The organism is Streptomyces sp. NPDC014801, from assembly GCF_043082085.1.
In the GTDB taxonomy this organism is placed as follows: Bacteria; Actinomycetota; Actinomycetes; order Streptomycetales; family Streptomycetaceae; genus Streptomyces.
In genome coordinates this window covers 23,272-49,696 of record NZ_JBIBXG010000023.1, presented here as the reverse complement: position 1 = coordinate 49,696, position 26,425 = coordinate 23,272, and the positions used below count along the sequence as shown (strand labels likewise).

16 protein-coding genes are annotated in these 26,425 nt (G+C 74.0%); 11 read left to right on the top strand and 5 right to left on the bottom strand.

From position 1 onward, the window contains the following. Nucleotides 1–769: 769 nt before the first annotated feature. Nucleotides 770–2,020 (bottom strand): serine/threonine-protein kinase, encoded by a 1,251-nt coding sequence (locus ACF1AL_RS38175; RefSeq protein WP_391828739.1) that lies wholly within the window; start codon nt 2,018–2,020, stop codon nt 770–772. Between the two features lie 105 nt (nt 2,021–2,125). Then, entirely contained in the window at nt 2,126–3,832 is a 1,707-nt protein-coding gene (locus tag ACF1AL_RS38170) for a serine/threonine-protein kinase (RefSeq protein WP_391694249.1), read from the bottom strand. Between the two features lie 339 nt (nt 3,833–4,171). On the opposite strand from ACF1AL_RS38170, the gene ACF1AL_RS38165 reads away from it, so the two are divergent. The 6 genes from ACF1AL_RS38165 (at nt 4,172) to ACF1AL_RS38140 (ending at nt 13,990) form a co-directional block, all read left to right on the top strand. Continuing rightward, nucleotides 4,172–7,867: an FHA domain-containing protein gene (locus tag ACF1AL_RS38165; RefSeq protein WP_391828747.1), complete on the top strand. Its 3,696-nt coding sequence runs from the start codon at nt 4,172–4,174 to the stop codon at nt 7,865–7,867. Nucleotides 7,868–8,059: 192 nt separating this feature from the next. After that, the gene (locus tag ACF1AL_RS38160) at nt 8,060–9,454 is read left to right on the top strand and encodes an ABC transporter substrate-binding protein (RefSeq protein ID WP_391818799.1); all 1,395 of its coding nucleotides are present in this window, start codon (nt 8,060–8,062) and stop codon (nt 9,452–9,454) included. 4 nt (nt 9,455–9,458) lie between these two features. Further along, nucleotides 9,459–10,802 (top strand): carbohydrate ABC transporter permease, encoded by a 1,344-nt coding sequence (locus tag ACF1AL_RS38155; protein ID WP_391828737.1) that lies wholly within the window; start codon nt 9,459–9,461, stop codon nt 10,800–10,802. Then, nucleotides 10,799–11,713 carry a carbohydrate ABC transporter permease gene (locus tag ACF1AL_RS38150; RefSeq protein ID WP_366842045.1) on the top strand — a complete coding sequence of 305 codons (915 nt, stop codon included), beginning with the start codon at nt 10,799–10,801 and terminating at the stop codon, nt 11,711–11,713. The genes ACF1AL_RS38155 and ACF1AL_RS38150 overlap by 4 nt, the downstream gene beginning before the upstream one ends. A 191-nt stretch (nt 11,714–11,904) precedes the next feature. Further along, nucleotides 11,905–12,285, top strand: coding sequence for a hypothetical protein (locus ACF1AL_RS38145; RefSeq protein ID WP_391828735.1), 381 nt, complete (start codon nt 11,905–11,907; stop codon nt 12,283–12,285). A gap of 94 nt (nt 12,286–12,379) precedes the next feature. After that, the gene (locus ACF1AL_RS38140; RefSeq protein WP_391828733.1) at nt 12,380–13,990 is read left to right on the top strand and encodes a hypothetical protein; all 1,611 of its coding nucleotides are present in this window, start codon (nt 12,380–12,382) and stop codon (nt 13,988–13,990) included. Here the strand turns inward: ACF1AL_RS38140 and ACF1AL_RS38135 are convergent. Beyond that, nucleotides 13,980–14,393 (bottom strand): organic hydroperoxide resistance protein, encoded by a 414-nt coding sequence (locus ACF1AL_RS38135; RefSeq protein WP_366842042.1) that lies wholly within the window; start codon nt 14,391–14,393, stop codon nt 13,980–13,982. The two genes, ACF1AL_RS38140 and ACF1AL_RS38135, sit on opposite strands and share 11 nt — an antisense overlap. A gap of 127 nt (nt 14,394–14,520) precedes the next feature. Here ACF1AL_RS38135 and ACF1AL_RS38130 point away from each other — a divergent pair, with 127 nt between their 5' ends. Both ACF1AL_RS38130 and ACF1AL_RS38125 read left to right on the top strand, forming a co-directional pair. Beyond that, nucleotides 14,521–15,009: a MarR family winged helix-turn-helix transcriptional regulator gene (locus ACF1AL_RS38130; RefSeq protein WP_391779345.1), complete on the top strand. Its 489-nt coding sequence runs from the start codon at nt 14,521–14,523 to the stop codon at nt 15,007–15,009. Nucleotides 15,010–15,091: 82 nt separating this feature from the next. Continuing rightward, entirely contained in the window at nt 15,092–16,342 is a 1,251-nt protein-coding gene (locus ACF1AL_RS38125) for a glycosyltransferase 87 family protein (protein WP_391828731.1), read from the top strand. Between the two features lie 259 nt (nt 16,343–16,601). Here ACF1AL_RS38125 and ACF1AL_RS38120 read toward each other — a convergent pair whose 3' ends face one another. Further along, nucleotides 16,602–17,228, bottom strand: a complete 627-nt coding sequence (locus ACF1AL_RS38120) for a TetR/AcrR family transcriptional regulator (RefSeq protein ID WP_391659975.1) — start codon at nt 17,226–17,228, stop codon at nt 16,602–16,604. A 183-nt stretch (nt 17,229–17,411) separates the two neighbouring features. On the opposite strand from ACF1AL_RS38120, the gene ACF1AL_RS38115 reads away from it, so the two are divergent. The 3 genes from ACF1AL_RS38115 to ACF1AL_RS38105 all read left to right on the top strand — a co-directional run bounded on the left by ACF1AL_RS38115 (nt 17,412) and on the right by ACF1AL_RS38105 (nt 21,014). Then, nucleotides 17,412–18,329: an ABC transporter permease gene (locus ACF1AL_RS38115; RefSeq protein ID WP_366842038.1), complete on the top strand. Its 918-nt coding sequence runs from the start codon at nt 17,412–17,414 to the stop codon at nt 18,327–18,329. Nucleotides 18,330–18,336: 7 nt separating this feature from the next. Then, nucleotides 18,337–19,179: an ABC transporter ATP-binding protein gene (locus ACF1AL_RS38110; RefSeq protein WP_391779361.1), complete on the top strand. Its 843-nt coding sequence runs from the start codon at nt 18,337–18,339 to the stop codon at nt 19,177–19,179. 110 nt (nt 19,180–19,289) lie between these two features. Further along, on the top strand, nt 19,290–21,014 hold the full coding sequence (locus ACF1AL_RS38105) for a protein kinase (protein WP_391828745.1): 1,725 nt from the start codon (nt 19,290–19,292) through the stop codon (nt 21,012–21,014). An 81-nt stretch (nt 21,015–21,095) separates the two neighbouring features. Here the strand turns inward: ACF1AL_RS38105 and ACF1AL_RS38100 are convergent, their stop codons facing one another. Beyond that, on the bottom strand, nt 21,096–26,048 hold the full coding sequence (locus tag ACF1AL_RS38100; RefSeq protein WP_391694224.1) for an NAD-glutamate dehydrogenase: 4,953 nt from the start codon (nt 26,046–26,048) through the stop codon (nt 21,096–21,098). Nucleotides 26,049–26,425 lie beyond the last annotated feature (377 nt).

Sequence of the window (26,425 nt, the reverse complement as noted above, 5' to 3'; positions counted from 1 at the left end):
CGCCGGGCGCCTGCCGCGGGCCCGCTCGCGCGGGGCGCCGCCGGGTTCCGTGCCCGGGGGGTGTTTCCCCACCCACCCACCCGACTCGGTTGCGCAAGAGCCACCCACCGGGGCTCCGCCCCGGACCCCGGGGCGTCACCCACCCCGTGACGCAGGAGGCACGGTGCGGGGCTACGGCCCGGTTCCCGCCGGGACCGCGCCCCGGGCACGTCCGGGGCCGAGGGCCCGGGGCCCGGAGTCGGGGCCCGTGGCCCGGGGCCCGGAGTTGAGGCCCGAGGCCGGGGCCGGGAGTCGAGGCCCGGGGCCGGGGCCGGGGCCGGGGCCGGGGCCGGGGCCCGAGGCCGGGGCCGGGGCCCGAGGCCGGGGCCCGAGGCCGGGGCCCGAGGCCGGGGCCCGAGGCCGGGGCCCGAGGCCGGGGCCCGAGGCCGGGGCCCGAGGCCGGGGCCGGGGCCCAAGGCCCGAGGCCGGCGCCGGGGCCCGAGGCCGGGGCCCAAGGCCCGAGGCCGGCGCCGGGGCCCGAGGCCGGGGCCGGGGCCCAAGGCCCGAGGCCGGGGCCGGGGCCCCGAGGCCCGGGGTCCGGGGCGCAGCCCCGCGGCGGCGCCTGCTGCCCAACAGCAACGGGTGGGTGGGCGGGCAAACACCCACCGGGGTCCGGGGCGGAGCCCCGTGGCGGGGGCTCACCCCACGGCGCGCCGCAACCCCACCGCACCCCACACCCCCGACGCGACGCACGTCACGACGCACGTCACGACGCACGTCACGACACACGTCACGGCGTGACCGGCGCCGAGTTCTTCGTGTCCGGCGACGACCCGCCGTCGTCGTCGGAGAGCGCCGCCCACGTGCCGGCCCCGATCGCTGCCGCGAGGACCACGCCTGCCACGCCCAGCGTGACCCGGCGGCGGCGTGCCGTCGCGGCGCGGTTGCGGGCCGAGCCGGGCCGTGGGGCTCCCGCCGCGCGCGGGGCGCGGGCCGTGCCGCGGGCGCCGCCGGCCAGCTCGTCCGGCGCGGGCACCCTCATCGACGTGTGCGTGTCCCGGTTGGAGTCCGGCTTGGCGCCGCGCACCAGGGGCACGGCCCCGCGGCGGGCCCGCACCGCGGTGTCCTCGGCGCCCCGGCCGCCCTCCACGTCCCCCGCGGCGGCCTCCTCCGCCTCCGCGTCCACGTCCGGCTCGTCCACGTCCAGCGGCGGCAGCCCGGCCAGCGTCGGCAGCTGCTCGCGCAGCCGTACCGCGAGCTCGGAGGCGCGCAACCGGGACGCCGGGGCCTTGGCCAGGCACTGGACGATCAGCTGCCACAGCTCCTCGGGGATGCCGGGCAGCGGCACCACGGTCTCGGTGACGTGGCGCCGCAGCACCGCGCCCGGGTGTCCCCCGCCGAACGGCGTGAAGCCGGCCAGCAGCTCGTACAGGACCGTCGCGAGGGCGTAGATGTCGACGGAGGCGCGCGGCGGCAGGCCCTCGACGATCTCGGGGGCGAGGTAGTCCGGCGTACCGATGATCTTCGTGGCGCGGGTGCGCTTCGGGGTGTCGATCAGCTTGGCGATGCCGAAGTCGGTCAGCAGCGCCCGGTGCGAGCCGCCGGCGCCGAGCGGGCCCTGCATGTCGAGCAGGACGTTCTCCGGTTTGACGTCCCGGTGCACCACCCCGGCCGCGTGCGCCGCGGCCAGCCCCTCGGCGACGTCCGCGACGACGGACACCGCGGCGGCGGGCGCGAGACGCCGCTCCCGCTCCAGCCGCGTCCGCAGGTCGGTGCCGCGTACGAGGTCCATGACCAGCGCGAGGTCGTTGCCGTCGACGACGAGGTCGCGCACGGAGACGACGTTGGGGTGCTCCAGGCCGAGCAGCGCCGTGCGCTCCTGCACGAAGCGGCCCACGAGCTCCTCGTCGGACGCGAGGTCCTCACGCAGCAGCTTGATGGCGACGGGCCCGTCGGGGCCCTCGCCCAGCCACACCGTGCCGGCGCTGCCCCGGCCGAGGATCTGGTGGGCGGTGTACCGGCTGCCGATCTTCCGTGCCAAGACTGCTCCTACAGACGCGTGTTGTCGCTAAAACTACGCGTCCGAGCAGCCGGCGTTCACCGCGGAGACGGAAATCACCCGCTCGTTGTCGACAAATCCCCAGACTCAGGTGCCGCTGCCGCCGGAGGAACCGCCCGACGAACCACCCAGGTCGCCGATCCACCCGGTGACCGTGTCGAACCAGTCCTTCAGCTGCGCCCAGTAGCTCTTGCCGGTCCCGATCCAGTCCTGCAGCGGCGTGAACTCCCAGATCAGCCACCCCGCGACGAACAGGACGACGATCGTGAACAGACAGCCCTTCAGGCACCCCAGGCCGGGGATCTTCATCGGGTTGGCGCTGCGCTGCCGCGGCGCCCGCGGCTCGGGCGCGGGCCGCTGCGGCTGGGGCGGCGCGGGCGGGGCGTACTGCTGGGGCTGCTGCGGCTGGTGGCCGTATCCCTGCTGGTAACGCGGCTGCCGGCCCTGCGGGGCGCGCTGCGGCTGCGGGCGCGGCGGCTGCTGCTGGGGCCGGGCGACCTGCCGCTGGGGGCGGCGGCGCAGCGGGTCGTCGTTCGGGTCGAGGTACTGGATCTGCGTCTGCTCGTTGCGGTCGCGCGCGGCGCGCAGCTGGGTCTGCCAGGGGTGCGGCTGCTCGGGTCCCTGCTGCCCCTGCTGCCCCGGCTGTCCCTGGCCGTACGGCCCCTGCTGCCCGGGCTGGTGCTGCGGGACCGGCGGCAGGACGGCCGTCGGGTCGGCGTTCGGGCCGGTGCTGGGCAGGACGGCGGTGGGGTCGGCGGCGCCGGCCGGGCCGCCGGTGTGCGGCAGGACGCTGGTCGCGGCGTTCGGGTCGTACGCCCCGGCGCCGTGCGGCAGCACCTGGGTGGGGTCGGCGGCGCCCGGCGCCCCGGGGACGGCGGTGGGGGACGGGTCGGGCGCGAGCAGGGCGCCGACGCCCTCGGCGGCGGCGATCTGCGCGGAGCTCGCGTGCACGCCGACGCCCTCGGCGACGACCCGCAGGGCGCGCGCGAGGTTCTCGGCACCGGGCCGCTCGGCGGGGTTCTTGCGCAGGCAGCGCTCGATGACCGTCCACAGCGGGTCGGGCACGGTGGAGGGGCGGCGCGGCTCGGCGCTCAGGTGCTGGTGCAGGACCTCCAGCGCGCTGCCGCCGGAGAACGGCGGACGGCCGGTGACCAGCTCGTACAGCAGGATGCCGGCGCCGTAGATGTCGACGGCGGAGGTCTGGGGGCGGCCCTCCGCGGACTCGGGAGCGACGTACGCGGGCGTGCCGACGAACTCGTGGGTCCGGGTGAGGCCGGGCGAATCGGCCAACCGGGCGATGCCGAAGTCGGTCAGCATCGGGTGCATCTCGCCGCCGGTCTGCTTCAGCAGCACGTTGGCCGGTTTCAGGTCCCGGTGGACGACGCCGTCGGCGTGGCTGGCGGCGAGCGCGTCGGCGATCTGCGCGGTGAGCAGGGCGGCGGCGACGGGCGTGAAGGGGCCGTTCTCGCGCAGGTAGCGGTGCAGGTCGGGGCCCTCGACGAGGTCCATCACGAGGGCGAGGAGATCGCCCTCGACGACCAGGTCGCGCACCCGGACGATGTTCGGGTGGGTCAGCCGGAGCAGGACGGACCGCTCCCGCAGGAACCGCATGACCACGTCGGCGTCGTTCGCCAGCTCCTCCTTGAGGACCTTAATGGCGACGGTCTCGCCGGGCTGGCCGGGCACGGCGGCCTCGGCACCCGCGGTCTCCCGCTGGCGGGCTCGCCAGACGGTGCCCGTGGCGCCGCGTCCGAGCGGCTCCTCGAGCAGGTACTTGCTGCCGACTGGCCGCACGTCACGCGCTCCCTGCTGCTTGCCTTGCCTACGTTCCGACCCACTGTAGTGCCGTGGTGCCCGGCCCCGCCGTTGTCGGAGATCCGTACGTCTTGCGTACGAAAGACGCACGAGGCGGTCTCACAGGTTGCCGGAAGCAAACGTGACCGATCTCAAGCGGTCACCCGCACCACACTGGTCAGGCACTTTTGCGGGCAGAGCCGACCAATCAAGATCACTTGTCGTGGACGTGCGGGCGTGTTGTCAGTGGCAGGTGCGAGGATGCTGCAAGCAACTGGCCGTCGTGCTCGTGTGGGGTGGGGGGAGTCCGCGCCCGCGCAGAAGGGACCGCTGACGCCGATGCAGATCCGGCTGACCGTCGTAGATCCGCTGGCCCCGCCCTCCGGGGCGCGCGGACGCGCCGCGAGCTGCGACGTGCTGGTCACGGCGCCCGCGGGCACGGCGCTGGCCGCGGTGGCGTCGGGCCTCGCCCAGGCGGTCCAGGCCGGTGACGGTCCGGTGGTGGTGTACGCCGGCGCGGAGCGGCTCGACGCCCAGCGCGCGACGCTGGGCGAGCCCCCGCTCACCGACGGCGCCGTGCTCTCCCTGGGCGCCCCCGCCGACCCCGAACCCCACCCCGAGCTCGACGACGCCCCGGCCCAGCTCCAGGTCGTGGCGGGCCCCGACGCGGGCGGCGTCCACCTGCTGCACGGCGGCGAGGTGCGAGTGGGCCGCTCCGCCGACGCCGACGTTCCGCTCGACGACCCCGACGTCTCCCGGCTGCACTGCGCGGTGACCCTGTCCGCCGACGGGCGGGTCACGGTCGCCGACCTCGGCTCCACCAACGGCACCACCCTGGACGGCGGCCGCGTCAGCGACCGCCCGGTGCGCTTCGCCCCGGGCTCGCTGCTGCGGATCGGCGAGTCCGCCCTGCGCCTCGCCCCGCCCGGCGGTCCCGGCACGCGCGTGCCGACCGCCCCCGACGGTGAGGGGCACGTACGCGTGCGCCACGAGAGCCTCTCCGCCACGACGGCGCCCACAGCAGGGCCGCACGAGGGCCTGACCGGTACGGCACCCGCGGTGGTGCCGGGCCAGGGCGGCGCACCTCGCGCGGAGAGCCACGGCACCGCGCCCGCCCCGCACGCGTACGGCACGCCGGGCCCCGCCGGCGGCCCGGGCCCGCACGCGTACGGCGCCACGGACCCGTCGTCCGGCGCGCACCCGGGCGGCGCCGCACCCGTCCCCGGCCCGCACGGGAGCGGCACCGCGCCTCTCCCCGGCCCGCACGCGCCCGGCGAGGCTCCCGGCGGCCTTCCCGGTGCGGCGGCCGGCCGGCCCTCCGCGGACTCCTCCGCCCCGGATCACCGCCGCGCCCTCGACACGCACGGCGCGGGCCTCCCGCTCGGCGCGTACGCGCAGGGCGAGGCGGCCGGGCACCCCGACGCGGGAGGCCGCAGGGGCGGCGGCCGGCGGCGCGGTGGGCTCGGCGCCTGGGCGCGGCGGCTGGCCGGCGGCCGCGGCACACCGGAGGCCCCGGCGAGCGACGAGGAGCCCTACGACGTTCATGTGGGCGAGCCGGCCGCCACCGTGCCGCCCGCCACGGCCGACGCTGCCTCCGCGCGCCCCGAGACCTGGCCCGACCCGGCGGCCCTGCTGCTCACCGCGCTCGGCCCCGGGCCCCGGCTGTGGGAGCGCGGACCGGGTCACCCCGAGGCGCTCACCGTCCGCCTGGGCACGGCCGACCGGGCCACCCCCGACGGCTCCGGGCTGCTGCCCGCCGTACCGGTGACGGCCGGGCTGCGGGAGGCCGGGGCGCTGGGGCTGGCGGGGCCGCGTCCCCGGCTGGCCGGGCTGGCCCGCGCGGTGGTCGCCCAGCTGGCCGCGCTGCACTCGCCGGACCTGCTGGAGATCGTGCTGATCAGCGTCGACCGCTCCCGCCCGCTGGAGGAGCGCACCGCCGAGTGGGCCTGGCTCGGCTGGCTGCCCCACGTGCGGCCCGGGCACGGCCAGGACTGCCGCCTGCTGCTCGCCTACGACCGCGAACAGGCCGCCGCCCGCACCGACGAACTGCTGCGCCGCCTGGCGGATCACCACGCCGACCGGCGCCGGGCCCAGCCCCACGCCACTGCGGTGGCGGAGTCCGCCCTGCCGGGTTGGGAGACGCCTGCCGCCGCACCGGGCGCCCCTGCGCCTGCGGGCACGCCGGCCACCTTCGCCCCACGGTCCGCCGCCCGCACCGCACCGGGCCCCGTGGGCTCCCCGGCCGGCCCGCCGCCGGCAACGACGACTGCCGCTGCCACGTCGGCGGCCCCCTTCGCCCCCACCTCGCCCACCGCCTCGGCGGAGACCCCGCCCACGCACCCCGCCGCCCCCGGCTCCCCCGCCCCGGGCGGCTCCCCCACCGCCTCGCGCCGCCCGTCCTGGGCCCGTCCCGACGACGATCCCTCCGGAGCGCCGGCCTTCCCCGGCCCCTACACCGTGGTCGTCGTGGACGGCGACCCGGGCGGGGCCGGGCTGCGGGAGGCCGTGGCGCGGCTCGCGCTGGAGGGCCCGCGCGCCGGCATCCACGTGGTGTGCCTCGCGGAGACGGCCCCCGCGTCCCCCGCCTCGCCGGTGTCGGAGACGTACGAGGCGGCCTGCGCGGTCGCGCCGACGTTCCGTCAGTGCGGTGCCGTCGCCCTGCTCAGCGGCGATGTGGCGAGCGCGCTGCGGCTGCTGCGGGTGGCGCCCGCACCGCATCCGGCGCCGGTCGGGCACGGCACGCTCGCGGTGGTGGACGCGGTGTCCGCTGCCTGGGCGGAGCGGTTCGCGCGGGCGCTGGCGCCGCTGCGCCCGGACGGCACCGGGGAGAAGCACGCGCGTGTGTCGGCGCCGCTGCCCTCGTCGGCCCGGCTGCTGGACGAGCTGGGTCTCGCCCGGGCCACACCGAACTCGCTGATGGCGCGGTGGGCGGACGCGGCCGACGACACCGAGGCGCTCGGCGGGCGGGCGTGGGCGGTGCTGGGCGCCGGACCGCGCGGCCCGGTCACCGTCGACCTGGTCGCCGAGGGCCCGCACCTGTTCGTCGAGGGCCCGCCCGGCAGCGGCCGCACCGAGCTGCTGCGGGCCGTGGTCGCCTCGCTGGCCGCGGCGGAGCGGCCCGACCGGCTCGGCATCGTGCTGATGGACGGCCGGGACCGGGCGGGCGGCGCGGGCGGTGACGGCCTGCACGTGTGCACGGACGTGCCGCACGTCACCACGCATCTGACCGCCAACGACCCGGTGCGCATGCGGGAGTTCGCGCAGTCGCTGAGCGCGGAGCTGAAGCGGCGCGCGGAGCTGCTGGGCCGTGCGGACTTCGCCGAGTGGCACCGCCACCGCGAGGTCTCCGGCCGTCTGGTCGCCCAGCGGCCCGCCCCCGGCGCCCGTTCGGCGCCCGGCACCCGCCCCTCCCCCGCGGCTCCCGGGGCCGTCTCCGGCGCCGCCGACCTCGACGCCCCGCCCAGCTCGACGCTGCGGCTGCGGCCCTCGGCCGCCGCGCGCCGGCAGGCGGAGGCCGCGCCGCCGCTGCCCCGTCTGGTGGTGGTCGTCGACGACCTGGACGCCCTGGTCTCGCCGCCGTTGGGCGCGCCGGGCCGGCCCAGCGCCGGTTCGGTGATGCGGGCCCTGGAGGCGGTGGCCCGCGACGGTGAGCGGCTCGGCGTGCACCTGGTGGCGGCGGCTCATCCCGGGGGCCGTACGGCCGAGTCGGAGCCGGCGCGGCGGGCGGCACTGCGGATCGTGCTGGACGCGCCGGGCGACGGACCCGACGCGCCCTCCCCCGGCCGCGGCCGGCTGACCGGTGCGCAGGGGCGGATCACGGCGCTGCAGGCGGGGCGGGTGACGGGCCGTATCCCGCGCACGGCGACGCTGCGCCCGACGGTGGTCGCGCTGGAGTGGCACCGGATGGGCGACCCGCCGGCCCGCCGCCCGGTGCGCGAACTGGGCAACGGCCCGACGGATCTGGCGCTGCTCGCCAGTGCGCTGCAGAGAGCGGCGAAGGAGGCGTCGGCGGCTCACGTGCCGTCACTCCTCTAGCCCAGCGGGCCGTTCGGGGACGGCGTTTTCTCGACCCGGGCCTCAGCGGCGCTGGAGAGCTGATCACGACGCGGTCACGATCCCCTGGTCGACACCCTTCGCGCTCTTGCCGTCCCCTTTGTCCCGGCGTAGACCAGACGGCACGGGGCAGACACTCGATCGTTCGACGACGAACGAAAGAACGGGGAAGTGATGCGCACCACGAGCAGCAGCACCATCCGGAACACCAGGGCGACCAGAGCCGCGGCGGCCGTCGCCGCGGGCGCCCTGGCCCTCACCCTCGCCGCCTGCGGGGGCGGCGATGACAAGAGCGACGCCACGAAGACTGGCGGGCCCACCGCGAGTGCCGACGGCGGCGACAGCGGGCTGAGCCTGCCGAAGCTGGACGGCACGCACCTGGAGGTCGCCGCCGTCTGGACCGGCGGGGAGCAGGCGAACTTCAAGAAGGTTCTGGCCGAGTTCGAGAAGCGCACGGGTGCGACGGTGACGTTCGTGCCGGCGCAGGACCCGATCATCAACTTCCTCGGTTCGAAGATCGCGGGCGGGCAGCCGCCGGACGTGGCGATGCTGCCGCAGCCCGGCGCCATCAAGCAGGCCGTGGACAAGGGTTGGGCGAAGCCGGTGGACGCCGGTGTCCAGGCGGAGCTGGCCAAGAACTACTCGCAGGGCTGGCAGGACATCGGCAAGGTGGGCGGCAAGCAGTACGGCGTGTACTACAAGGCCGCCAACAAGTCGCTGATCTGGTACAACGCCAAGGTCTTCGAGAACGCGGGCGCGAACGAGCCGAAGACGTGGAAGGACCTGCTGTCCACCGCGCAGACGGTGTCCGACTCCGGTGTCACGCCGTTCTCGATCGGCGGCGCGGACGGCTGGACGCTCACCGACTGGTTCGAGAACGTCTATCTGTCGCAGGCCGGTCCGGAGAAGTACGACCAGCTCGCCCAGCACAAGATCAAGTGGACGGACCCGTCCGTGAAGGACGCGCTGACCACGCTGGCGCAGATCTGGGGCAAGAAGGACTGGATCGCGGGCGGCCCGAACGGCGCGCTGCAGACGGAGTTCCCGGCGTCGGTGACGCAGACCTTCACCGGCGGCGACCAGCCGAAGGCCGCCATGGTCTACGAGGGCGACTTCGCGCAGGTCAACATCGGTGAGACCAAGGCGAAGGTGGGCACCGACGCGAAGGTGTTCCCGTTCCCGACGGTCGGCTCCACCGCCCCCGTGGTCTCCGGCGGCGACGCGGCGGTGATCCTGAAGGACTCCAAGGGGGCGCAGGCGCTGGCGAAGTTCCTGGCCTCCCCGGACGCGGCGACCATCCAGGCGAAGCTCGGCGGTTACCTCTCGCCGAACAAGAGCGTGCCCAACTCGGCTTACCCGAACGAGGTGCAGCGCAAGATCGCCAAGGCGCTCATCGACTCCGGTGACGACTTCCGGTTCGACATGTCCGACCAGGCCCCGCAGTCCTTCGGCGGCACGCCCGGCAAGGGCGAGTGGAAGGACCTGCAGGACTTCCTGAAGAACCCGTCGAACGTCGCGGGTACGCAGCAGAAGCTGGAGGCGGACGCGTCCGCCGCCTACGGGAGCTGATGTCATGGCGTCGGCCACGGCGGCGGGGGTCTCCAAGACCCCTGCCGCTCCTCGCAGGCGCAAGAGTGTGACCGGCACCCGCAAGACCGTGGCGGCGCTGTTCCTGCTGCCCGCGCTGGTGCTGCTGGGCGCGCTCGTGGTGTACCCGATCGGGTACTCGGTCGTGCGCAGTTTCTACGACCAGTCCGGTGACGGCTTCGCCGGATTCGACAACTACAAGGCCCTGTTCACGGACGAGGGCATCCGCACCGCGCTGAAGAACAACATCATCTGGGTGGTGTTCGCGCCCACGGTGGCCACCGCCCTGGGTCTGATCTTCGCGGTGCTGACCGAACGGGTGCGCTGGGGCACGGCGTTCAAGCTGGTCGTCTTCATGCCGATGGCGATCTCGATGCTCGCGGCCGGGATCATCTTCCGCCTGGTGTACGACCAGGACCCGGACAAGGGCGTGGCGAACGCGGTGTGGGTGGGTGTGCACGACACGTTCGTGCAGTCCTCGGCGTTCCCGAAGGCGCACCCGGGCCGCAACTCGCCGCTGAAGGCGGAGGGCGGCGGCTTCGTGACGAAGGCGCCCGTGCAGGCGGGGCAGCCGGTGCTGCTGCCGCTGGTCGGTGTCGCGCCCGACCAGATGCCCGACAGCGCCAAGAAGGCCGCGCCGCCCCGGGCCGAACCGGGGAAGATCACCGGCACGACCTGGCAGGACTTCACCCGCGGCAAGGGCGTCGGCACTCCTGGCTCGCCCGACCCGTCCGAACTCGGGTACGCCGGGATGCGGATCGAGGCGGTCAAGGACGGCAAGGTGGTGGCGTCCACGACGGCCGGTGACGACGGTTCGTTCACGCTGCCGGACAAAGCCACCGGGGCACAGCTGAGGCTGCCGGCGAGCAACTTCGACGAGCCCTACAACGGCCTGGACTGGCTCGGCCCGTCGCTGGTGACGCCGGCGATCATCGGGTCGTACATCTGGATGTGGGCGGGCTTCGCGATGGTGCTGATCGCGGCCGGGCTCGCGGGTGTGCCGCGGGAGCTGCTGGAGGCGGCGCGGGTCGACGGGGCCAACGAGTGGCAGGTGTTCCGCCGGGTCACGGTGCCGCTGCTGGCGCCGGTGCTCGCGGTCGTCGCCGTCACGCTGATGATCAATGTGCTGAAGATCTTCGACCTGGTCTTCATCATCGCGCCGGGTTCCTCGCAGGACGACGCGAACGTGCTGGCCCTGGAGCTGTACCGCAAGGGCTTCTCGGAGGACCAGCCGGGCATCGCGAGCGCGATCGCGGTGTTCCTGCTGCTGCTGGTGATCCCGGTGATGTGGTTCAACATCAGGCGGCTCAGGCGGGAGGTGCGGCGATGACGGCGGACGCCGGCAGTCTGGCGCAGGCGGCGCCGCCGCCCGCCGGGACGGTGAAGGCGAGGCAGTCGGTGGGGTCCCGGCTCGCGGGCTGGGTCAGCGGCGGCGCGGTGCGGGTGTTCCTGATCGTCGTCGGGCTGTTCTGGCTGGTGCCGACGATCGGGCTGCTGATCTCCTCGCTGCGCACGCCGCAGGACATGAGCGCGAGCGGCTGGTGGACGGTGTTCACCGAGCCGTCCCAGCTGACCTTCGACAGCTACTCCAAGCTGCTGCAGAACCCGGACATCACCGACTCGCTGCTCAACACCGTGCTCATCACGGTCCCGGCGACGGTGCTGGTCGTGGTGATCGGCTCGCTCGCGGGCTACGCGTTCGCGTGGATGGAGTTCCCGGGGCGCGACTGGTGGTTCCTGGCCGTGGTCGGGTTGCTGGTGGTGCCGGTGCAGGTGGCGCTCATCCCGATCGCCGAACTGTTCGGCAAGATCGGCCTGTTCGGCACGATCCTCGGGGTGATCCTGTTCCACGTCGGCTTCGGCCTGCCGTTCGCGGTGTTCCTGCTGCGCAACTTCTTCGCGGAGATCCCGCGGGAGCTGTTGGAGGCGGCGCGGCTGGACGGCGCGGGTGAACTGCGGCTGTTCGCGCGGGTCGTGATGCCGCTGGGCGGGCCGGCGATCGCCTCGCTGGGCATCTTCCAGTTCCTGTGGGTGTGGAACGACATGCTGGTGGCGCTGGTGTTCACCAAGTCCGGCACCCAGCCCATCACCGTCGCGCTGCAGACGCAGGTACGGCAGTTCGGCAACAACATCGACGTGCTGGCGCCCGGTGCGTTCATCTCGATGGTGGTGCCGCTGGCGGTGTTCTTCGCGTTCCAGCGGCAGTTCGTGTCCGGCGTGATGGCGGGCGCGGTCAAGTAGTCACCGCGTCCGGCCGGCAGGGGGCGGCGAGGGGCTGAGCCCTTCGCCGCCCCCTTCGCCGCCCCTTCGCCGCCCCTTCGCCGTCCCTTCGCGCCGTCCCTTCGCCGTCCCCCGGATGCCGTAGGGGCCGTAACCCCGCCCTCACCCGGGCCGTTGCCGGGCAGATGCCCGTGCCGACCCAGGGATGCCCGTTGCCCAGGCTCAGTGTCATCGTGCGGGTGGCCGCGCCCCCGCCGCGCCGCGCGCTGGTCCGGTGCGGCCTGCGGCGCACCGTGCGCGCGTTGCGGCTCACGGCCGCCGCGGGACGCCGCGCGGGCCGGCTCGCCGTGCGGCTCGGCCGGGTTCTGCGGGTGGCGGCCCCGCGGCGGCCCTGGCGGGGGTGCCACGACGGGTACGACGGGTACGACGGGTGTACCGCCGTGCGGGCCGTCGGCTGGAGCGGGCCCGGGCGGGACGAGACCCGGCTGCCGTGCGTCGCCCGGGTCGCCCGGCCGCCTGAGCGGGCCGGGTTCTCCGCTCGGCCGCGCGCCGCGGATGGGCCGACCGGGTGGTGGGTCGTCTCGTCGGAGTGATGGGACGCCTCGACGGGGTGAGGGGCCGGGAACCCGCCGCTCACGGCGGGCATACAAGCCCAATGCCCCGAATGTCCGATCATCCGCTCGTCCGATGAGCGCGGAGCTGCCCACCGGCGCCCCGGTCCGGCGGTCCGTGCGCGGCGGCGCCCCGCGCGGCGCGACCGCCCCGCGCGGCGGCCGCCTGTGGCGCCCGACGCCGTACCAGGCCGCCGGCTTCGTGTTCTGGCTGGGCATGACGCTCGCGTACTGGCGGGTGCCGCAGTGCTGCGACGCCGGGCAGCACGCCGCGGTGATCGAACGGCTGCGCGCCGACCTGCTCCACCCGCGCCACCCGATGGCCGACCTGCCGGGCGCGGGCAGCCCCTACTACTCGCCGTACGCGCTCGCGGAGGGCGTGTTCGCGCGGCTGACCGGGCTGGGCGGCTGGGAGGTGGTGCGGCTGGCCGGGCCGTTCAACCTGGTGCTCCTGCTGACGGGCCTCGGCCGTTTCGTGCGCACGCTCACCCCGCGCCCGTGGGCGCCGGCGCTCGCGCTCGGCGCGATGACGCTGCTGTGGGGCACCGAGCGGGTCGTCTGGAGCGGCTATCCGAGCCTGATGGCGATGACGACCAACCTCGGCTACCCGTCCACCGCGGCGATCGGGCTGACGTTCTGGGCGTGGGCGCTGACGGCGACGCGGGCGCGCGACATCCGCCGGGTGCGCTACGTCGGCCCGGGCGGCCTGCGCGGCTTCCCGGGGTACGCGGCCCTCGGCGTGCTGTACGGGGTGGTCCTGCTGGTCCACCCCATCACCTTCGTGGCGACGGCGACCGGCGCGGTGGCCCTGGTCGCGGGACGGCAGCGGGCGTGGCGTCCCGCGGTGGCAGCACGCTGGGCGCTGACCTGCGGGTTCGCCGTGCTGACGGCCGCCGCGTGGCCGTACTTCGACGTGTTCGCGCTGCTCGGGAACGGCAGCGCGGACCCCATCCACCGGGGGCTGTACGACGATCTGGCGGGCCGTTTCTGGCTGGCGCTGCTGCCGGGACTGCCTGCGCTGTGGCTGCGGGCGCGGCGCCACGGCCCGAGGGACCCGCTGGTGCTGATGTTCGTTCTGGACTGCGCGGTCGTGGCGTACGGCTGGGTCAGCGGCCACTACACGTACGGCCGGATCCTGGGCCTGACGCTGATTCCGCCGCAGGTCGCGCTGGCGGTGGAGCTGGCGGAGCCGCGGCCGTGGCGGACGGGCCGGCGGGTACTGGGCGCGGTGACCGCCGTGGCGGCGGGCGTGGGTTTCTGCACGGTGCAGGCCGGGGCGGTCGTCCCGCGCTGGCTGGACCCGGTGGGTTTCGCGCAGCCGCCCGACTGGCCGTCGTACGCCTGGGCCGCGCGCTACATCCACCCGGGCGAGCCGGTGATCGCCGACGGCTACCAGGCCCGGCGGTCGATCGCGGGCTACGGCGTCGACCTGGCCGCGCCCACCTGGCCCGACCCGGCGCTGGACGAGCGGGAGCGGCAGCGCCGCCAGGCCGACGTGCGCGCCTATCTCGCGGACGGCTCGACCCGCGCCGGGCGCGTCGCGATCGCCCGCCGCTACCACGTGCGCTGGCTCCTGCTGACGCCCCGGCGCCGGGTGCCCGAGGAGGCGGTGGTGGTGGCGTGGAGCGGGCGGACCGGGGAGGTGCTGGCGCGGGTCGCGACCGGTCCGGGGGCCGCTACTCGATGACCAGGTCGACGGGGATGTTGCCGCGGGTGGCGTTGGAGTACGGGCAGACCTGGTGGGCGGTCTCCACGAGCTTGCGCCCGGTGGCCTCGTCGATGTGCTCCGGCAGCTCGATGCGCAGGGTGACGGCGAGCCCGAAGCCCTCGCCCTGCTTGCCGATGCCGACCTCGCCGGTGACGGCGGCCTCGCTGACGTCCACCTTGGCCTGACGGCCGACCAGGCCGAGGGCGCTGGCGAAACAGGCGGCGTAGCCGGCGGCGAAGAGCTGCTCGGGGTTGGTGCCCTGACCGGTGCCGCCCATCTCCGCCGGTATGGCCAGCTGCAGGTCGAGCCGTCCGTCGGAGCTGACGGCGCGGCCCTCGCGGCCGTGGGTGGCGGTGGCGACGGCGGTGTAGAGCGCGTCCATGGCGGACCTTCCCTCTCGGTGTCGTTGACGGGCTCAAGTAGAGCACGAAATTAGATTGTGCACAACTGAATGGCACACAGTTGGCTTGCGCATCACTGAATGGCTCACCGGCGCTACCCTGGAGGACATGACCCCGCGCACCTCGCCCGACGCCACCGAGGAGGACTGGCTCCGCCTGGACCGCCAGATCTGCTTCTCGCTGCACGCCGCGTCCCGCGCCTTCAACGGCGTCTACCGCGTGATCCTCAAGGACCTCGGGCTCACCTATCCGCAGTACCTGGCGATGCTGGTGCTGTGGGAGCGGGGCGAACTGCCCGTCAAGAAGCTCGGCGAGCATCTGCGGCTGGACTCCGGCACGCTGTCGCCGCTGCTCAAGCGGCTGGAGGCGGCCGGCCTGGTCCGCCGCGAGCGCGACACCCGGGACGAGCGCTCGGTGCGGGTGCGCCTCACCGAGGAGGGCGCGGCGCTGCGCGAGCGCGCCGAACAGGTGCCGCGCCGGATCGTCGCCTCGACCGGCTTCGACCTGGAGGAGATCCGCGAACTGCGCGCCCGCCTCGACCGGCTCACCACGGCACTCGACGCGGCGGCCCACGAGGAGACTCCGGAGCGGGGTTAGTTGCCCCGAATTGATGGCGTTCGGCGCCATACACGACGGATTACCGGGGTCGTCCCCTTCATCCGGCTTACGATCCGCCGTGATGACAAGACGACTGGTTCGCGCCGTCCCGCCGGCCGCCGCGTGGCTGCTCACCCGCGGCTTCATGCTGTGGGTGCTCACCCACAGCGGCCCGGCGGCCCTCGGCAACGGCCGGGTCGCGCACGAGGTGTGGGGGCTGTACCACCACTGGGCGCACGCCCTCGCGCACGGCGCGTTCCCGGCGCACGACACGCTCTGGCAGTACCCGCCGGGCGCCGGGCTGGTGATGCTCGCCCCGGCGGCGCTGCCGGGACTGACGTACCTCCAGGCCTTCGTCGCCCTCACGCTGCTCGCCGACGCCACCGTCGCCTTCGCGCTGGCCCGCTCCGGTGCGCGCGAGGGCGGCAGCCGGCTCGGCTTCTGGTACTGGACGTGCGGCCTGCCCCTGCTGCTGCACCTGCCGCTGGCCCGCTACGACGTGCTGGTGACCGCGTTCGCCGTGCTCGCCCTGCTGGCGCTGCCGCGCTTCCCGCGCGTGGGCGGCGCGCTGGCGGCGCTCGGGGCGCTGGTGAAGGTGTGGCCGGTGCTGGTGCTGCTGGGCACGGCGAAGGGCCGGGCGACCCGGTCGGCGTGGACCTGGGCGGCGGGCGTGGGCGCGGTGACGTTCGCGCTGCTCGCGCTGGTCTTCCGCAACTCCCTGTCCTTCCTGGGCAACCAGGGCGGTCGCGGCGTGCAGATCGAGTCGCTCGGCGGCACCCTGCTGGGCCTGGCCCGGCACGCCGGCTGGCACGGCCGGGTGCGCTACCAGTACGGCGCCATGGAGTACGTCGGCCCGCACGTCACCGCGGTCGCCGACGCCTCGCTGGCGCTGACGGGGGTGGCCTTCGCGGGACTACTGCTGTGGCGGCTGCGCGCCCGGCGCCGGACGGCGGCGACGTCGTGCGACGCGGCGCTGGCGGCGGTGCTGCTGTTCACGGTCACCAGCCGGGTGCTCAGCCCGCAGTACCTGATCTGGCTCCTGGGGCTGTCCGCCGCCTGCCTGGCCGCCCGGCACACCGTGCAGCGCCCGGTGACGGTGCTGATCGCGCTGGCGGCGGTGGCGAGCATCGTCGTGTATCCGGTGCTGTACCGCGACGTCATCGTCGGCACGACCACGGGCGCGGTCCTGATGCTCGTCCGCAACGGCCTGCTCGTCACGGCCGCCGTCTGGTCCTTCGTCCGCCTGTGGCGCGCCACGCGCCCGGCCCCGGACCCGGCCCCGGTCCCGGACACCCGCCGCTCGCCGGACCGCGCCCTGACCAGCGCGTCCTGACCGGCACTCCCTGCCGGGGGCGCTCAGCGCGCTGCGTACGGCTGTGCCACGCCAGGCACCCGACCGCCCGCAGGCCTTCGCGCCCGCCGGCTCGCCAGGTCACCGGCCCGACCGCCCGCAGACCCTCCCGCCCGGTGACCTCCCGTCCGCCGGCTCGCCAGGTCACCGGCCGACCGCCCGCAGCCCCTCCCGCTCGCCGGCTCGCCGGGTCACCGGGCCGGGCCGGCACCCCGGCACCCGCCCGTCCCGCCGCCGCGCGCTAGAGCGCCCGGAGTGCTCCCGCCGTGCTGCGGGACAGGGCGTCCAGGTAGCCCTTGGGCAGTTTCGGGCTGCGGATGACGACCGAGCGCCAGTACAGGGGGCCGGAGATCAGGTCGAGGGCCAGGTCCGCGTCGATGCCGTCGCGGACCTCGCCGCGTCGCTGGGCCGCCGCGACGATACCGCTGGCCACGCCCTCCTGCCCCTCCCGCAGAGTCTTCTGCATGGCCTCGGCGATGTCGGGATTGCGGGCCGCCTCCGCCTGCAGGTCGGGGATGATCTGCGAGGCCACCGGGTGGCGCAGGGCGCGCGAGGTCACCTCGTACAGCAGCCGCAGGTCGCCCTCCAGCGTGCCCGTGTCCGGCACCGGCAGGCCCATGACCGCGATCGCCGACACCACGTCGAGGACCAGGTGCAGCTTGGACCGCCACCGCCGGTACACCGCGGTCTTGCCGACGCCCGCCCGGCGCGCGATGCCCTCGATGGACATGCGCGCGTACCCGACCGCCGCCAGCTCCTCGAAGACGGCCGCCCGGATGGCCTCCGTCACCTCCTCGCGGAGGACGGCGGCCCCGGCGGGTGCCCGGCGGCGCGGCGGCGTCTGCGGCCCGTCGGCGTTGGTGGTCATGCCCCCAGCATAGGGCGTCACGACGAAACGGTTGCGTCCCGACGTCGATTGGGCCTACGCTCCCGTTACGACGATACGGTCTCGTCCCGACGTAAGAAGATGTCGGGAAAACCGTAAGGAACGACGGGGAGACCACCCGCGGGAACGACGGGAAGCACCCCGCCCCGAACGAAAGCAGCGGATGTGAGCCAGGCCCTCGACACACCGCCCCCGACCTCGCGACCGGCCGCCGCGCTCGACCTCGCGGCGCTCGCCGCCCGCCACGGCCTGTCGGTCAGCGGCGCCCGCCCCTCCCTGCCGGAGTACGTCCGCCAGCTGTGGGCGCGCCGCCACTTCATCACCGCCTTCGCCACCGCCAAGCTGACCGCCCAGTACAGCCAGGCGAAGCTGGGCCAGGTGTGGCAGGTGATGACCCCGCTGCTCAACGCGGCGGTCTACTACTTCATCTTCGGCGTGCTGCTCGGCACCAAGCACGGCGTGGCGGACTACATCCCGTTCCTCGTCACCGGCGTCTTCGTCTGGACGTTCACCCAGAGCTCGATCATGGCCGGCACCCGGGCCATCTCCGGCAACCTCGGCCTGGTCCGCGCCCTGCACTTCCCGCGCGCCGCGCTGCCGATCTCGTTCTGCCTGCAGCAGCTCCAGCAGCTGATGTTCTCCATGGCGGCGCTGCTGGTCATCCTGCTGTGCTGCGGTGTCCCCGTCGCCCTGTCCTGGGTGCTGCTGGTCCCGGCGCTGGTGCTGCAGTTCGCCTTCAACGCCGGCGTGTCGATGATCATGGCGCGGATGGGCGCGAAGACCCCGGACATCGCCCAGCTGATGCCGTTCCTGCTGCGCACCTGGATGTACGTCTCCGGCGTCATGTGGAGCATCCAGAAGACGGTCGGCCACGACCACCTGCCGCACTGGGTGGTCACCGCCCTGCAGTGCAACCCGGCCGCCGTCTACATCGACCTCATCCGCTTCGCCCTCATCGACACCTTCCACGCGAGCCAGCTGCCGCCGCACGTGTGGGCGGTCGCGACGGGCTGGGCGCTGCTCGCCGGCGTCGGCGGATTCATCTACTTCTGGAAGGCAGAGGAGACCTACGGCCGTGGCTGACACCCTCCTGAACGCCGCTCCGGCCGACCGCCTCGCGACGGCGGCGGCCCCGGGCGAACCGGTCCCCACCGTCATCGCCGACCACGTCGACATCGTCTACCGGGTCAACGGCACCGGCGGCGGCCGCGGCGCCGCCACCGCCGCGCTCAACCGCATCCTGCGCCGCCGGCAGACCGAGAAGGCGGCCGGCGTACGCCGCGTGCACGCCGTGAAGAACGTGTCCTTCGTGGCGTACAAGGGCGAGGCGATCGGCCTCATCGGCACCAACGGCTCCGGCAAGTCCACCCTGCTCAAGGCCGTCGCGGGCCTGCTCCCGGTGGAGCGCGGCCGGATCTACACCGACGGCCAGCCCTCCCTGCTCGGCGTCAACGCCGCCCTGATGAGCGACCTGACCGGCGAGCGCAACGTCCACCTCGGCGGCCTCGCCATGGGCATGTCCCGCGAGCAGATCAAGGCCCGCTACCAGGACATCGTCGACTTCTCCGGGATCAACGACAAGGGCGACTTCATCTCCCTGCCGATGCGCACCTACTCCTCCGGCATGGGCTCCCGGCTGCGCTTCTCCATCGCCGCCGCCAAGGACCACGACGTCCTCCTCATCGACGAGGCCCTGGCCACCGGCGACGCCAAGTTCCAAAAGCGCTCGGCCGAACGGATCGAGCAGATGCGGGCCCAGGCCGGCACGGTCTTCCTGGTCAGCCACAGCAACGCCTCCATCCGCGAGACCTGCGGCCGCGTGCTGTGGCTGGAACGCGGCGAACTCCTCATGGACGGCCCCACGGAGGAGGTCATGAAGGAGTACGAGGCCTTCACCAAGGGCGGCAAGAAGCCCCGGCCGCTCGCCGCCTGACCCAACCTCCGCCCCCGTCCTGGCAGTTGAAACGGGCGGTGCCGCCGCACCCGCCTCCGCTACGCTCACCCTCCGCACGCAGGGATCAAGAAAACGGGGGCGTGGTCGGCATGGGGGCGGACGTGGTGGGCGAACGGCTGCGGGCCGAGGACCCACGGGAGATCGCCGGATACCGGCTGTACGCGCGGATCGGCGAGGGCGGCATGGGCACCGTCTACCTCTCCCGCACCCGCGGCGGCCAGCCCGTCGCGCTGAAGGTGATCCGGCGCGACTTCGGCGGCGACCCCGGCTTCCGCCGGCGCTTCGAGCAGGAGGTGCAGGCGGCCCGCCGGGTCCAGGGCTACCACGTCGTCCCGGTCGTCGACCACGACACCACCGGCGAACGGCCCTGGCTGGCCTCGGCGTTCGTGCCCGGGCTGCCCCTGCACGAGGCGCTCGCGGCGCACGGCCCGCTGCCGCTGCCGGCCGTCTTCACGCTCGTCGGCTGCACCGCGCGGGCCCTCACCTCGATCCACTCCGCCGGCATCGTCCACCGCGATCTCAAGCCCAGCAACATCCTGCTGAGCAACCAGGGGCCGTACGTCATCGACTTCGGCATCGCCCGCGCCGCCGACGCCACCCAGCTCACCGTGTCCGGCGGGGTCATCGGCACCCCGCAGTTCATGTCGCCCGAGCACGCCCTCGGCGAGACCGTGGGGCCCGCCACCGACGTCTTCTCGCTCGGCCTGATCGCCGCCGTCGCCGCGACCGGCCGCCACCCGTACGGCGACGGCGGCGCCCTCACGCTCGCCGCGCAGATCGCCAACACCGCCCTGCGGCCGCCCCGCCTGGACGCCTACGACGAGCGGCTGCGCCCGCTCCTGGAGCGCTGCCTCGCCGCGGCCCCGGCCGCCCGCATCGGCACCGAGGAACTCGCAGCGCTGTGCGAGCAGGCCGCCGGCCGGCCCCTGAACGACTTCACCGGCTGGCTGCCCGAGCCGCTCGCCGCCGACCTCGCCGCCCGGGAGCGGGCCGCGCTGACGCCGCCGCCCGAGCCGACGGTCACCGACCAGGGGGCGCGGGGGCCGCACGGGGCGCAGGGGACGGGGCCCGTGCCGCCGCACGGACGGGAGGCGCCGGGGCCCGTCCCGCCGCACGGGCCGGAGGCGCCGGGGCCCGTCCCGCCGCACGGGCCCACCTTCGCCGGTGCTCCGACCACGGCCCCGCCCCCGCCGACGTACAGCCCGGCCGCCCCGCGGCGCGACCGCACGGGGCTGGTCGTCGCCGGTGCGGCGGTGGCCCTCGTCGTCGCGGTGACGGTGACCTGGACCCTGGCCCGCTCGGGCGGCACCGCGCACGGTGCGCGGGAGCAGCCCACCCACTCCGCGACGCCCACCGGACCCGGCCCCACCAGCCCGGCCCCCACGGACACCCCGTCGCAGGAGTCGGCCTACACGGCCGTGTTCACCGACCGCACCTTCGCCCTGCGCTCCCCGGGCGCGGCCGCCGTCGTCGAGGCCGACCTGGACATCCCCAAGGTGCACGGCACCTCGGACATCACGTCGGGCAACGAGATCGAGCTCGACGAGGTGGCGGGCGGGCACTGGAGCTTCAAGACGCCCTGGGGCAAGAGCGCCGGCACCACGCCCGAGCAGTGCCTGGAGGGCGCCCGGGGCGACGTCCTGCCCACCCAGATCGACGCGAAGGACCTGCGCACCACGATCCCGGCCGGCACCGTCCTGTGCACCGAGACCGACGAGGGCAACCTGGCGATGCTGAAGGTCACCGGCATCACCGCGAGCGCGGGCAACCTCCCGGACTACGCCACCAAGCTCACCCTGTGGAAGCAGCGGTAGCCGAGGCGCGCAGGCGAAAAAAAGGGGGGCGCCCCGGACCGTACGAGGTCCGGGGCGCCCCCCCTTCGACGCAGGGGTGACTTACGAGTGCGTCCGCAGCAGCGTGCGCATCGTGCGCATCGCCACCGACAGGTTGGCCAGGTCGAACGCGTCCGACCCCTGGATCTCCTCCAGCGTGGTGCGCGCCCGCGCCAGGATCGGCGCGTTCTTCTGCTCCCACAGCGTGAACCGCTCCTCCGGCGTGGAGGTGCCGTTGCCGACGGCCAGGACGTCCGCGGTGAGCGCCGCGTGGGCCGCGAACAGGTCCTCGCGGATCGCCGCGCGCGCCATCGACTGCCAGCGGTCGTTGCGCGGCAGCTCGATGATGCGGTCCATCAGCTGGGTGATGCCCAGCCGGTCGGCGAGGTCGTAGTACACCTCGGCGACGTCCAGCGGCTCCTTGCCCATGCGGTCGGCGATCGAGACGATGTCGAGCGTCGGGAACGCCGAGGAGAACCCGGCGACCCGCGTGGCCAGCTCGTCCGGGACGCCGGCGCGCGTCAGCTCGTCGTAGATCTGCTCGTACCACTCCAGGTCGTCGCCCCTGAGCAGCTTCGGCAGCTCCTGCCACACGTGCTCGACCCGCTCGGCGAAGAAGTCGACCGTCTCCTTCAGCTGCAGCGGCTGCGGCCGGTTGTTGAGCAGCCAGCGCGTGCCGCGCTCGACCAGACGGCGCGAGTGCAGTCGGATGCGGGTCTGCACGGCGGCGTCGACCTTGTTGTCCAGGGCCTCCACCGCGTCCCACACGATCGCCGAGCGGAAGATCGCGCGGGCCGCGGTCTGCGCCCGGACGATCTCCTCCAGCGACGCGCCGGTCTCCTCGCGCAGGCGGTGCAGATACGTCGTACCGCCCGTGTTGACCGTGTCGTTGACCAGCACGGTCGTGGTGATCTCGCGGCGCAGCGGGTGGGTGTCGATCCGCTCGGCGAACCCTTCGCGCAGCGCGGTCGGGAAGTAGCAGTGCAGCAGCTCCCGCAGGTACGGGTCGTCCGGCAGCGAGGTCGCCAGCAGCTCCTCGGAGACCGTGATCTTCGTGTACGCCAGCAGCACGGCCGTCTCCGGGCCGGTCAGGCCCTGGCCCTGCGCGAGGCGCTCGCGGATCTGCCGGTCGGTGGGCAGGAACTCCAGCGCCCGGTCCAGGTGGCCCTCGCGCACCAGGTGGCGCAGGAAGCGCTGCTGGGCGTGGAGCATGTCCTTGGACTGGGCGAGCGCGTTGGCGATCGCCGTGTTCTGCGCGTAGTTGTTGCGCAGGACCAGCGCGCCGACCTCGTCGGTCATCTCGGCGAGCAGCTTGTTGCGCTGCTTGACGGTCATGTCGCCGTCCGCGACCAGCCCGTTGAGCAGGATCTTGATGTTCACCTCGTGGTCGGAGGTGTCCACGCCCGCGCTGTTGTCGATGGCGTCGGTGTTGACCTTGCCGCCGTGGTGCGCGAACTCGATCCGGCCCAGCTGGGTCAGGCCCAGGTTGCCGCCCTCGCCGACGACCTTGACCCGCAGGTCGGCGCCGTCGACGCGGATGGCGTCGTTGGCCTTGTCGCCGACGTCGGCGTTCGACTCGGTGGAGGCCTTGACGTAGGTGCCGATGCCGCCGTTCCACAGCAGGTCGACCGGCGCCTGGAGGATCGCCTTCATCAGCTCGGCCGGGGTCAGCTTGGTGACGCCCGACTCGATGCCGAGGGCCTCCCGGATGTGCCCGTTGAGCTGGATGGACTTGGCGCTGCGCGGGAAGACGCCGCCGCCCGCGGACAGCAGCTCCTTGTTGTAGTCCTCCCAGCTGGAGCGCGGCAGCTCGAACAGGCGGCGGCGCTCGGCGTAGGAGACGGCCGCGTCCGGGTTCGGGTCGATGAAGATGTGCCGGTGGTCGAAGGCGGCGACCAGGCGGATGTGCTCGCTGAGCAGCATGCCGTTGCCGAACACGTCACCGGACATGTCGCCGATGCCGACGACCGTGAAGTCCTCGCTCTGGGTGTCCACGCCCAGCTCGCGGAAGTGCCGCTTGACCGACTCCCAGGCGCCGCGGGCGGTGATGCCCATGCCCTTGTGGTCGTAGCCCGCGCTGCCGCCGGAGGCGAAGGCGTCGCCGAGCCAGAAGTTGTACGACTGGGCGACCTCGTTGGCGATGTCGGAGAACGTCGCGGTGCCCTTGTCGGCGGCGACCACCAGGTAGGTGTCGTCCTCGTCGTGGCGCACCACGTCCTTGGGCGGCACGACCTCGCCGGCGACCATGTTGTCGGTGATGTCGAGCAGCGCCGAGATGAACGTCTTGTAGCTGGCGATGCCCTCGGCCAGCCAGGCGTCGCGGTCCACGGCCGGGTCGGGCAGCTGCTTGGCGACGAAGCCGCCCTTGGCGCCCACCGGCACGATGACGGTGTTCTTCACCATCTGCGCCTTGACCAGGCCGAGGATCTCGGTGCGGAAGTCCTCACGCCGGTCGGACCAGCGCAGACCACCACGGGCGACCTTGCCGAAGCGCAGGTGCACGCCCTCCACGCGCGGCGAGTACACCCAGATCTCGAACGCCGGGCGCGGCGCCGGAAGGTCCGGGATGGCCTGCGGGTCGAACTTCATCGACACGTACGCGTGCGGCGTGCCCGCGTCCGTCCTCTGGAAGAAGTTGGTGCGCAGGGTCGCCTTGATGACGGTGAGGAAGGAGCGCAGGATGCGGTCCTCGTCGAGGCTGGCCACCTGCTCCAGGGCGGCGTCGACCTCCTCCAGCAGCGCGTCGATCAGCTCCAGCCCGGCCTTCTGCCGCTCCGGCGCCATCCGCGCCTCGAACAGGGAGACGAGCAGCCGCGTGGTGTGGACGTTGTTGCGGAGGGTGTCCTCCATGTAGTCCTGGCTGAAGGTGGAGCCGGCCTGCCGCAGGTACTTGGCGTACGCCCGCAGCACCATCGCCTGGCGCCAGGTCAGCCCGGCGCTCAGCACGAGGGCGTTGAAGCCGTCGTTCTCCGCCTGGCCGGTCCAGGTCGCGGCGAAGGCGTCCTGGAAGCGCTCGCGGGCGTCGTCGCCGAGGTAGTCGCCGCCGCCTGCCGCCTTCGGCATGCGCAGACCGAAGTCGTAGATCCAGGCCACGGACCGGTCGGAGCAGCGCAACTCGTAGGGCCGCTCGTCCATCACCTCGACGCCGAGCTGCGCCAGCACGGGCAGCACCTTCGACAGGGAGATGGAGTCGCCCTTGCGGTAGATCTTGAACCGGCGCTCGTCCTGGGACGCGCCGACCGGCTCGTACAGGCTGAGCGAGAAGTCCTTGTCCTCGCCGAGCGCCTCCAGGTGGACCAGGTCGGCGACCGCGGAGCGCGGGCTGTGGTCGGCCTTGTAGCCCTCCGGGAAGGCGTTGTTGTAGCGGCGCAGCAGCTCGGCGGCGTGCTCCTCGCCGAACTCGGCGTTCAGCGCCTCGGCGAACCCGTCCGCCCAGGAGCGGGCGGCCTCCACCAGGCGGGCCTCGATGCGCTCCTTGTCGGCGTCGCTCAGCTCGGGCAGCTCGGTGCCGGGCGCGACGCGGACGACGAAGTGCAGCCGGGACAGGATCGACTCGGTGTTCCAGGCGGTGAAGTCGACGCTGACGCCGCCGAGCTCCTCCTTGAGGATGTCGATGATCCGCAGGCGCACGCCGGTGGTGTAGCGGTCGCGGGGCAGGTAGACCAGCGCCGAGTAGTAGCGGCCGTACTCGTCCTGCCGCAGGTACAGCCGCAGCCGGCGGCGCTCCTGCAGGTAGAGGACGGACGTGACGATGGGCTGGAGTTCCGCGGCGGGCATCTGGAACAGCTCGTCGCGCGGGTAGGTCTCCATGATCTGGAGCAGGTCGCGCCCGTCGTGGCTGTTCGGGGAGAACCCGGCGCGCTGCAGCACCTCGTCCACCTTGCGGCGGATCACGGGCACGCGCAGCACGGACTCGGTGTAGGCGGCCGAGGAGAACAGGCCGAGGAAGCGGCGCTCGCCGACGACGTTGCCGTCCGCGTCGAACTTCTTCACACCGATGTAGTCGAGGTACGAGGGCCGGTGCACGGTGGCGCGGCTGTTGGCCTTGGTCAGCACCAGCAGCTTGTGCTCGCGCGCCTTGGCGCGGGCGTCGGCGGGCAGCCGCTCGAAGGACGGGCTGACCGGGTGCTGGTCGTCGCCGGCGTGGTGCGGGTCGGCGCGCAGGATGCCGAGGCCGGTGCCGGGGACGGCGGCCAGGGAATCGTCCTCGCGCAGCTGGTACTCGCGGTAGCCGAGGAAGGTGAAGTGGTCGTCGGACAGCCAGCGCAGCAGCTCGCGGGCCTCCTCGACCTGCTGCTCGGGCAGGTCGCCGGGGCGGGGCTCGGCGGGCAGGCCGTCGGCGAGGCGGGTCGCGGCGTCCCGCATCTTCTCCCAGTCCTCGACGGCCTCGCGGACGTCGGACAGCACGCGCAGCAGGTCGGCGGTGATCTGCTTGAGGTCGGCGCGGTCGGTCTCGCGGTCGATCTCGACGTGGATCCAGGACTCGATGTGCGCGTCGTGCGGCAGGTCGCCGGACGGCGGGGTGGTGAGGACCTCGATCAGCTTGCCGGTGAGGTCGCGGCGCACCACGATCTGCGGGTGGATCACGACGTGGATGCCGCGTCCCTGCCGGGTCAGCTCGTTGGTGACCGAGTCGACGAGGAAGGGCATGTCGTCGGTGACGACCTCGACGACGGAGTGGCTGCACGTCCAGCCGTTCTCGTCGACCGTCGGGGTGTGCACGCGGACGTTGGCCGTGCCCTGGGGGCGGTTCTCGGCCAGGCGGTAGTGCGAGTAGGCGGCGCCGAAGACGTCGACCGGGTCGCGGTCGGTGAGGTCCTCGGGCGCGGTGTGCAGGTAGTAACGCTGGAGGAACGCGAGTACGGTCTCACGGTCCGCGGTGCCCTTGCCCGGGGTGTCCGGGGAGCCCTCGGCCGTCGTCCCGGTCGGTAGGTGCCCCCCGACCGGGCTGTTCTCAGCGACCCGGGCCGCCCTCTCGAGCAGCTCGGCCTTGGCTTCGTCCAGCTTGGTCTGCATTGTCCTCTGGCTCCTGTCGCGCGCCGTTGCGTGACGTAGAAGGAAGTACGGTCTCCGCCCTTCCGACGTGACGCCGAGACGCGGGGTGTCCGGTCTGCTCCGACGCTATGCCGCAAGGTGAGATGAGTGGGGGGATATCGGCCATGTTCAACACACCCGCAACGCGGGACGCCGTTTCGCGTGCCGCCTGCTTCGGGGATGTGTCCGGCGTCCTGGGAGCCCTGGGGGCCCCGACCCGCCCGTGAAGACCAGCGACCGCCGCCCGGTCACGGATGTCGTCCGTGCTCACCGGGCGCAGGGCAGGGGCAACAGCGCCCCCGCGAGATATCGCGCTGATCACGCCACTAAGGCTATCGCTCCTTACCGGGGGCCCGTCA

What these genes read in the sequence shown, in the direction of transcription:
- ACF1AL_RS38140 (WP_391828733.1), top strand. Translation starts at nt 12,380, where the DNA reads ATGAGCGCGGAGCTGCCCACCGGCGCCCCGGTCCGGCGGTCCGTGCGC.
- ACF1AL_RS38165 (WP_391828747.1), top strand. Translation starts at nt 4,172, where the DNA reads ATGCAGATCCGGCTGACCGTCGTAGATCCGCTGGCCCCGCCCTCCGGG.
- ACF1AL_RS38150 (WP_366842045.1), top strand. Translation starts at nt 10,799, where the DNA reads ATGACGGCGGACGCCGGCAGTCTGGCGCAGGCGGCGCCGCCGCCCGCC.
- ACF1AL_RS38160 (WP_391818799.1), top strand. Translation starts at nt 8,060, where the DNA reads ATGCGCACCACGAGCAGCAGCACCATCCGGAACACCAGGGCGACCAGA.
- ACF1AL_RS38155 (WP_391828737.1), top strand. Translation starts at nt 9,459, where the DNA reads ATGGCGTCGGCCACGGCGGCGGGGGTCTCCAAGACCCCTGCCGCTCCT.
- ACF1AL_RS38125 (WP_391828731.1), top strand. Translation starts at nt 15,092, where the DNA reads ATGACAAGACGACTGGTTCGCGCCGTCCCGCCGGCCGCCGCGTGGCTG.
- ACF1AL_RS38120 (WP_391659975.1), bottom strand. Translation starts at nt 17,228, where the DNA reads ATGACCACCAACGCCGACGGGCCGCAGACGCCGCCGCGCCGCCGGGCA.
- ACF1AL_RS38105 (WP_391828745.1), top strand. Translation starts at nt 19,290, where the DNA reads ATGGGGGCGGACGTGGTGGGCGAACGGCTGCGGGCCGAGGACCCACGG.
- ACF1AL_RS38135 (WP_366842042.1), bottom strand. Translation starts at nt 14,393, where the DNA reads ATGGACGCGCTCTACACCGCCGTCGCCACCGCCACCCACGGCCGCGAG.
- ACF1AL_RS38130 (WP_391779345.1), top strand. Translation starts at nt 14,521, where the DNA reads ATGACCCCGCGCACCTCGCCCGACGCCACCGAGGAGGACTGGCTCCGC.
- ACF1AL_RS38100 (WP_391694224.1), bottom strand. Translation starts at nt 26,048, where the DNA reads ATGCAGACCAAGCTGGACGAAGCCAAGGCCGAGCTGCTCGAGAGGGCG.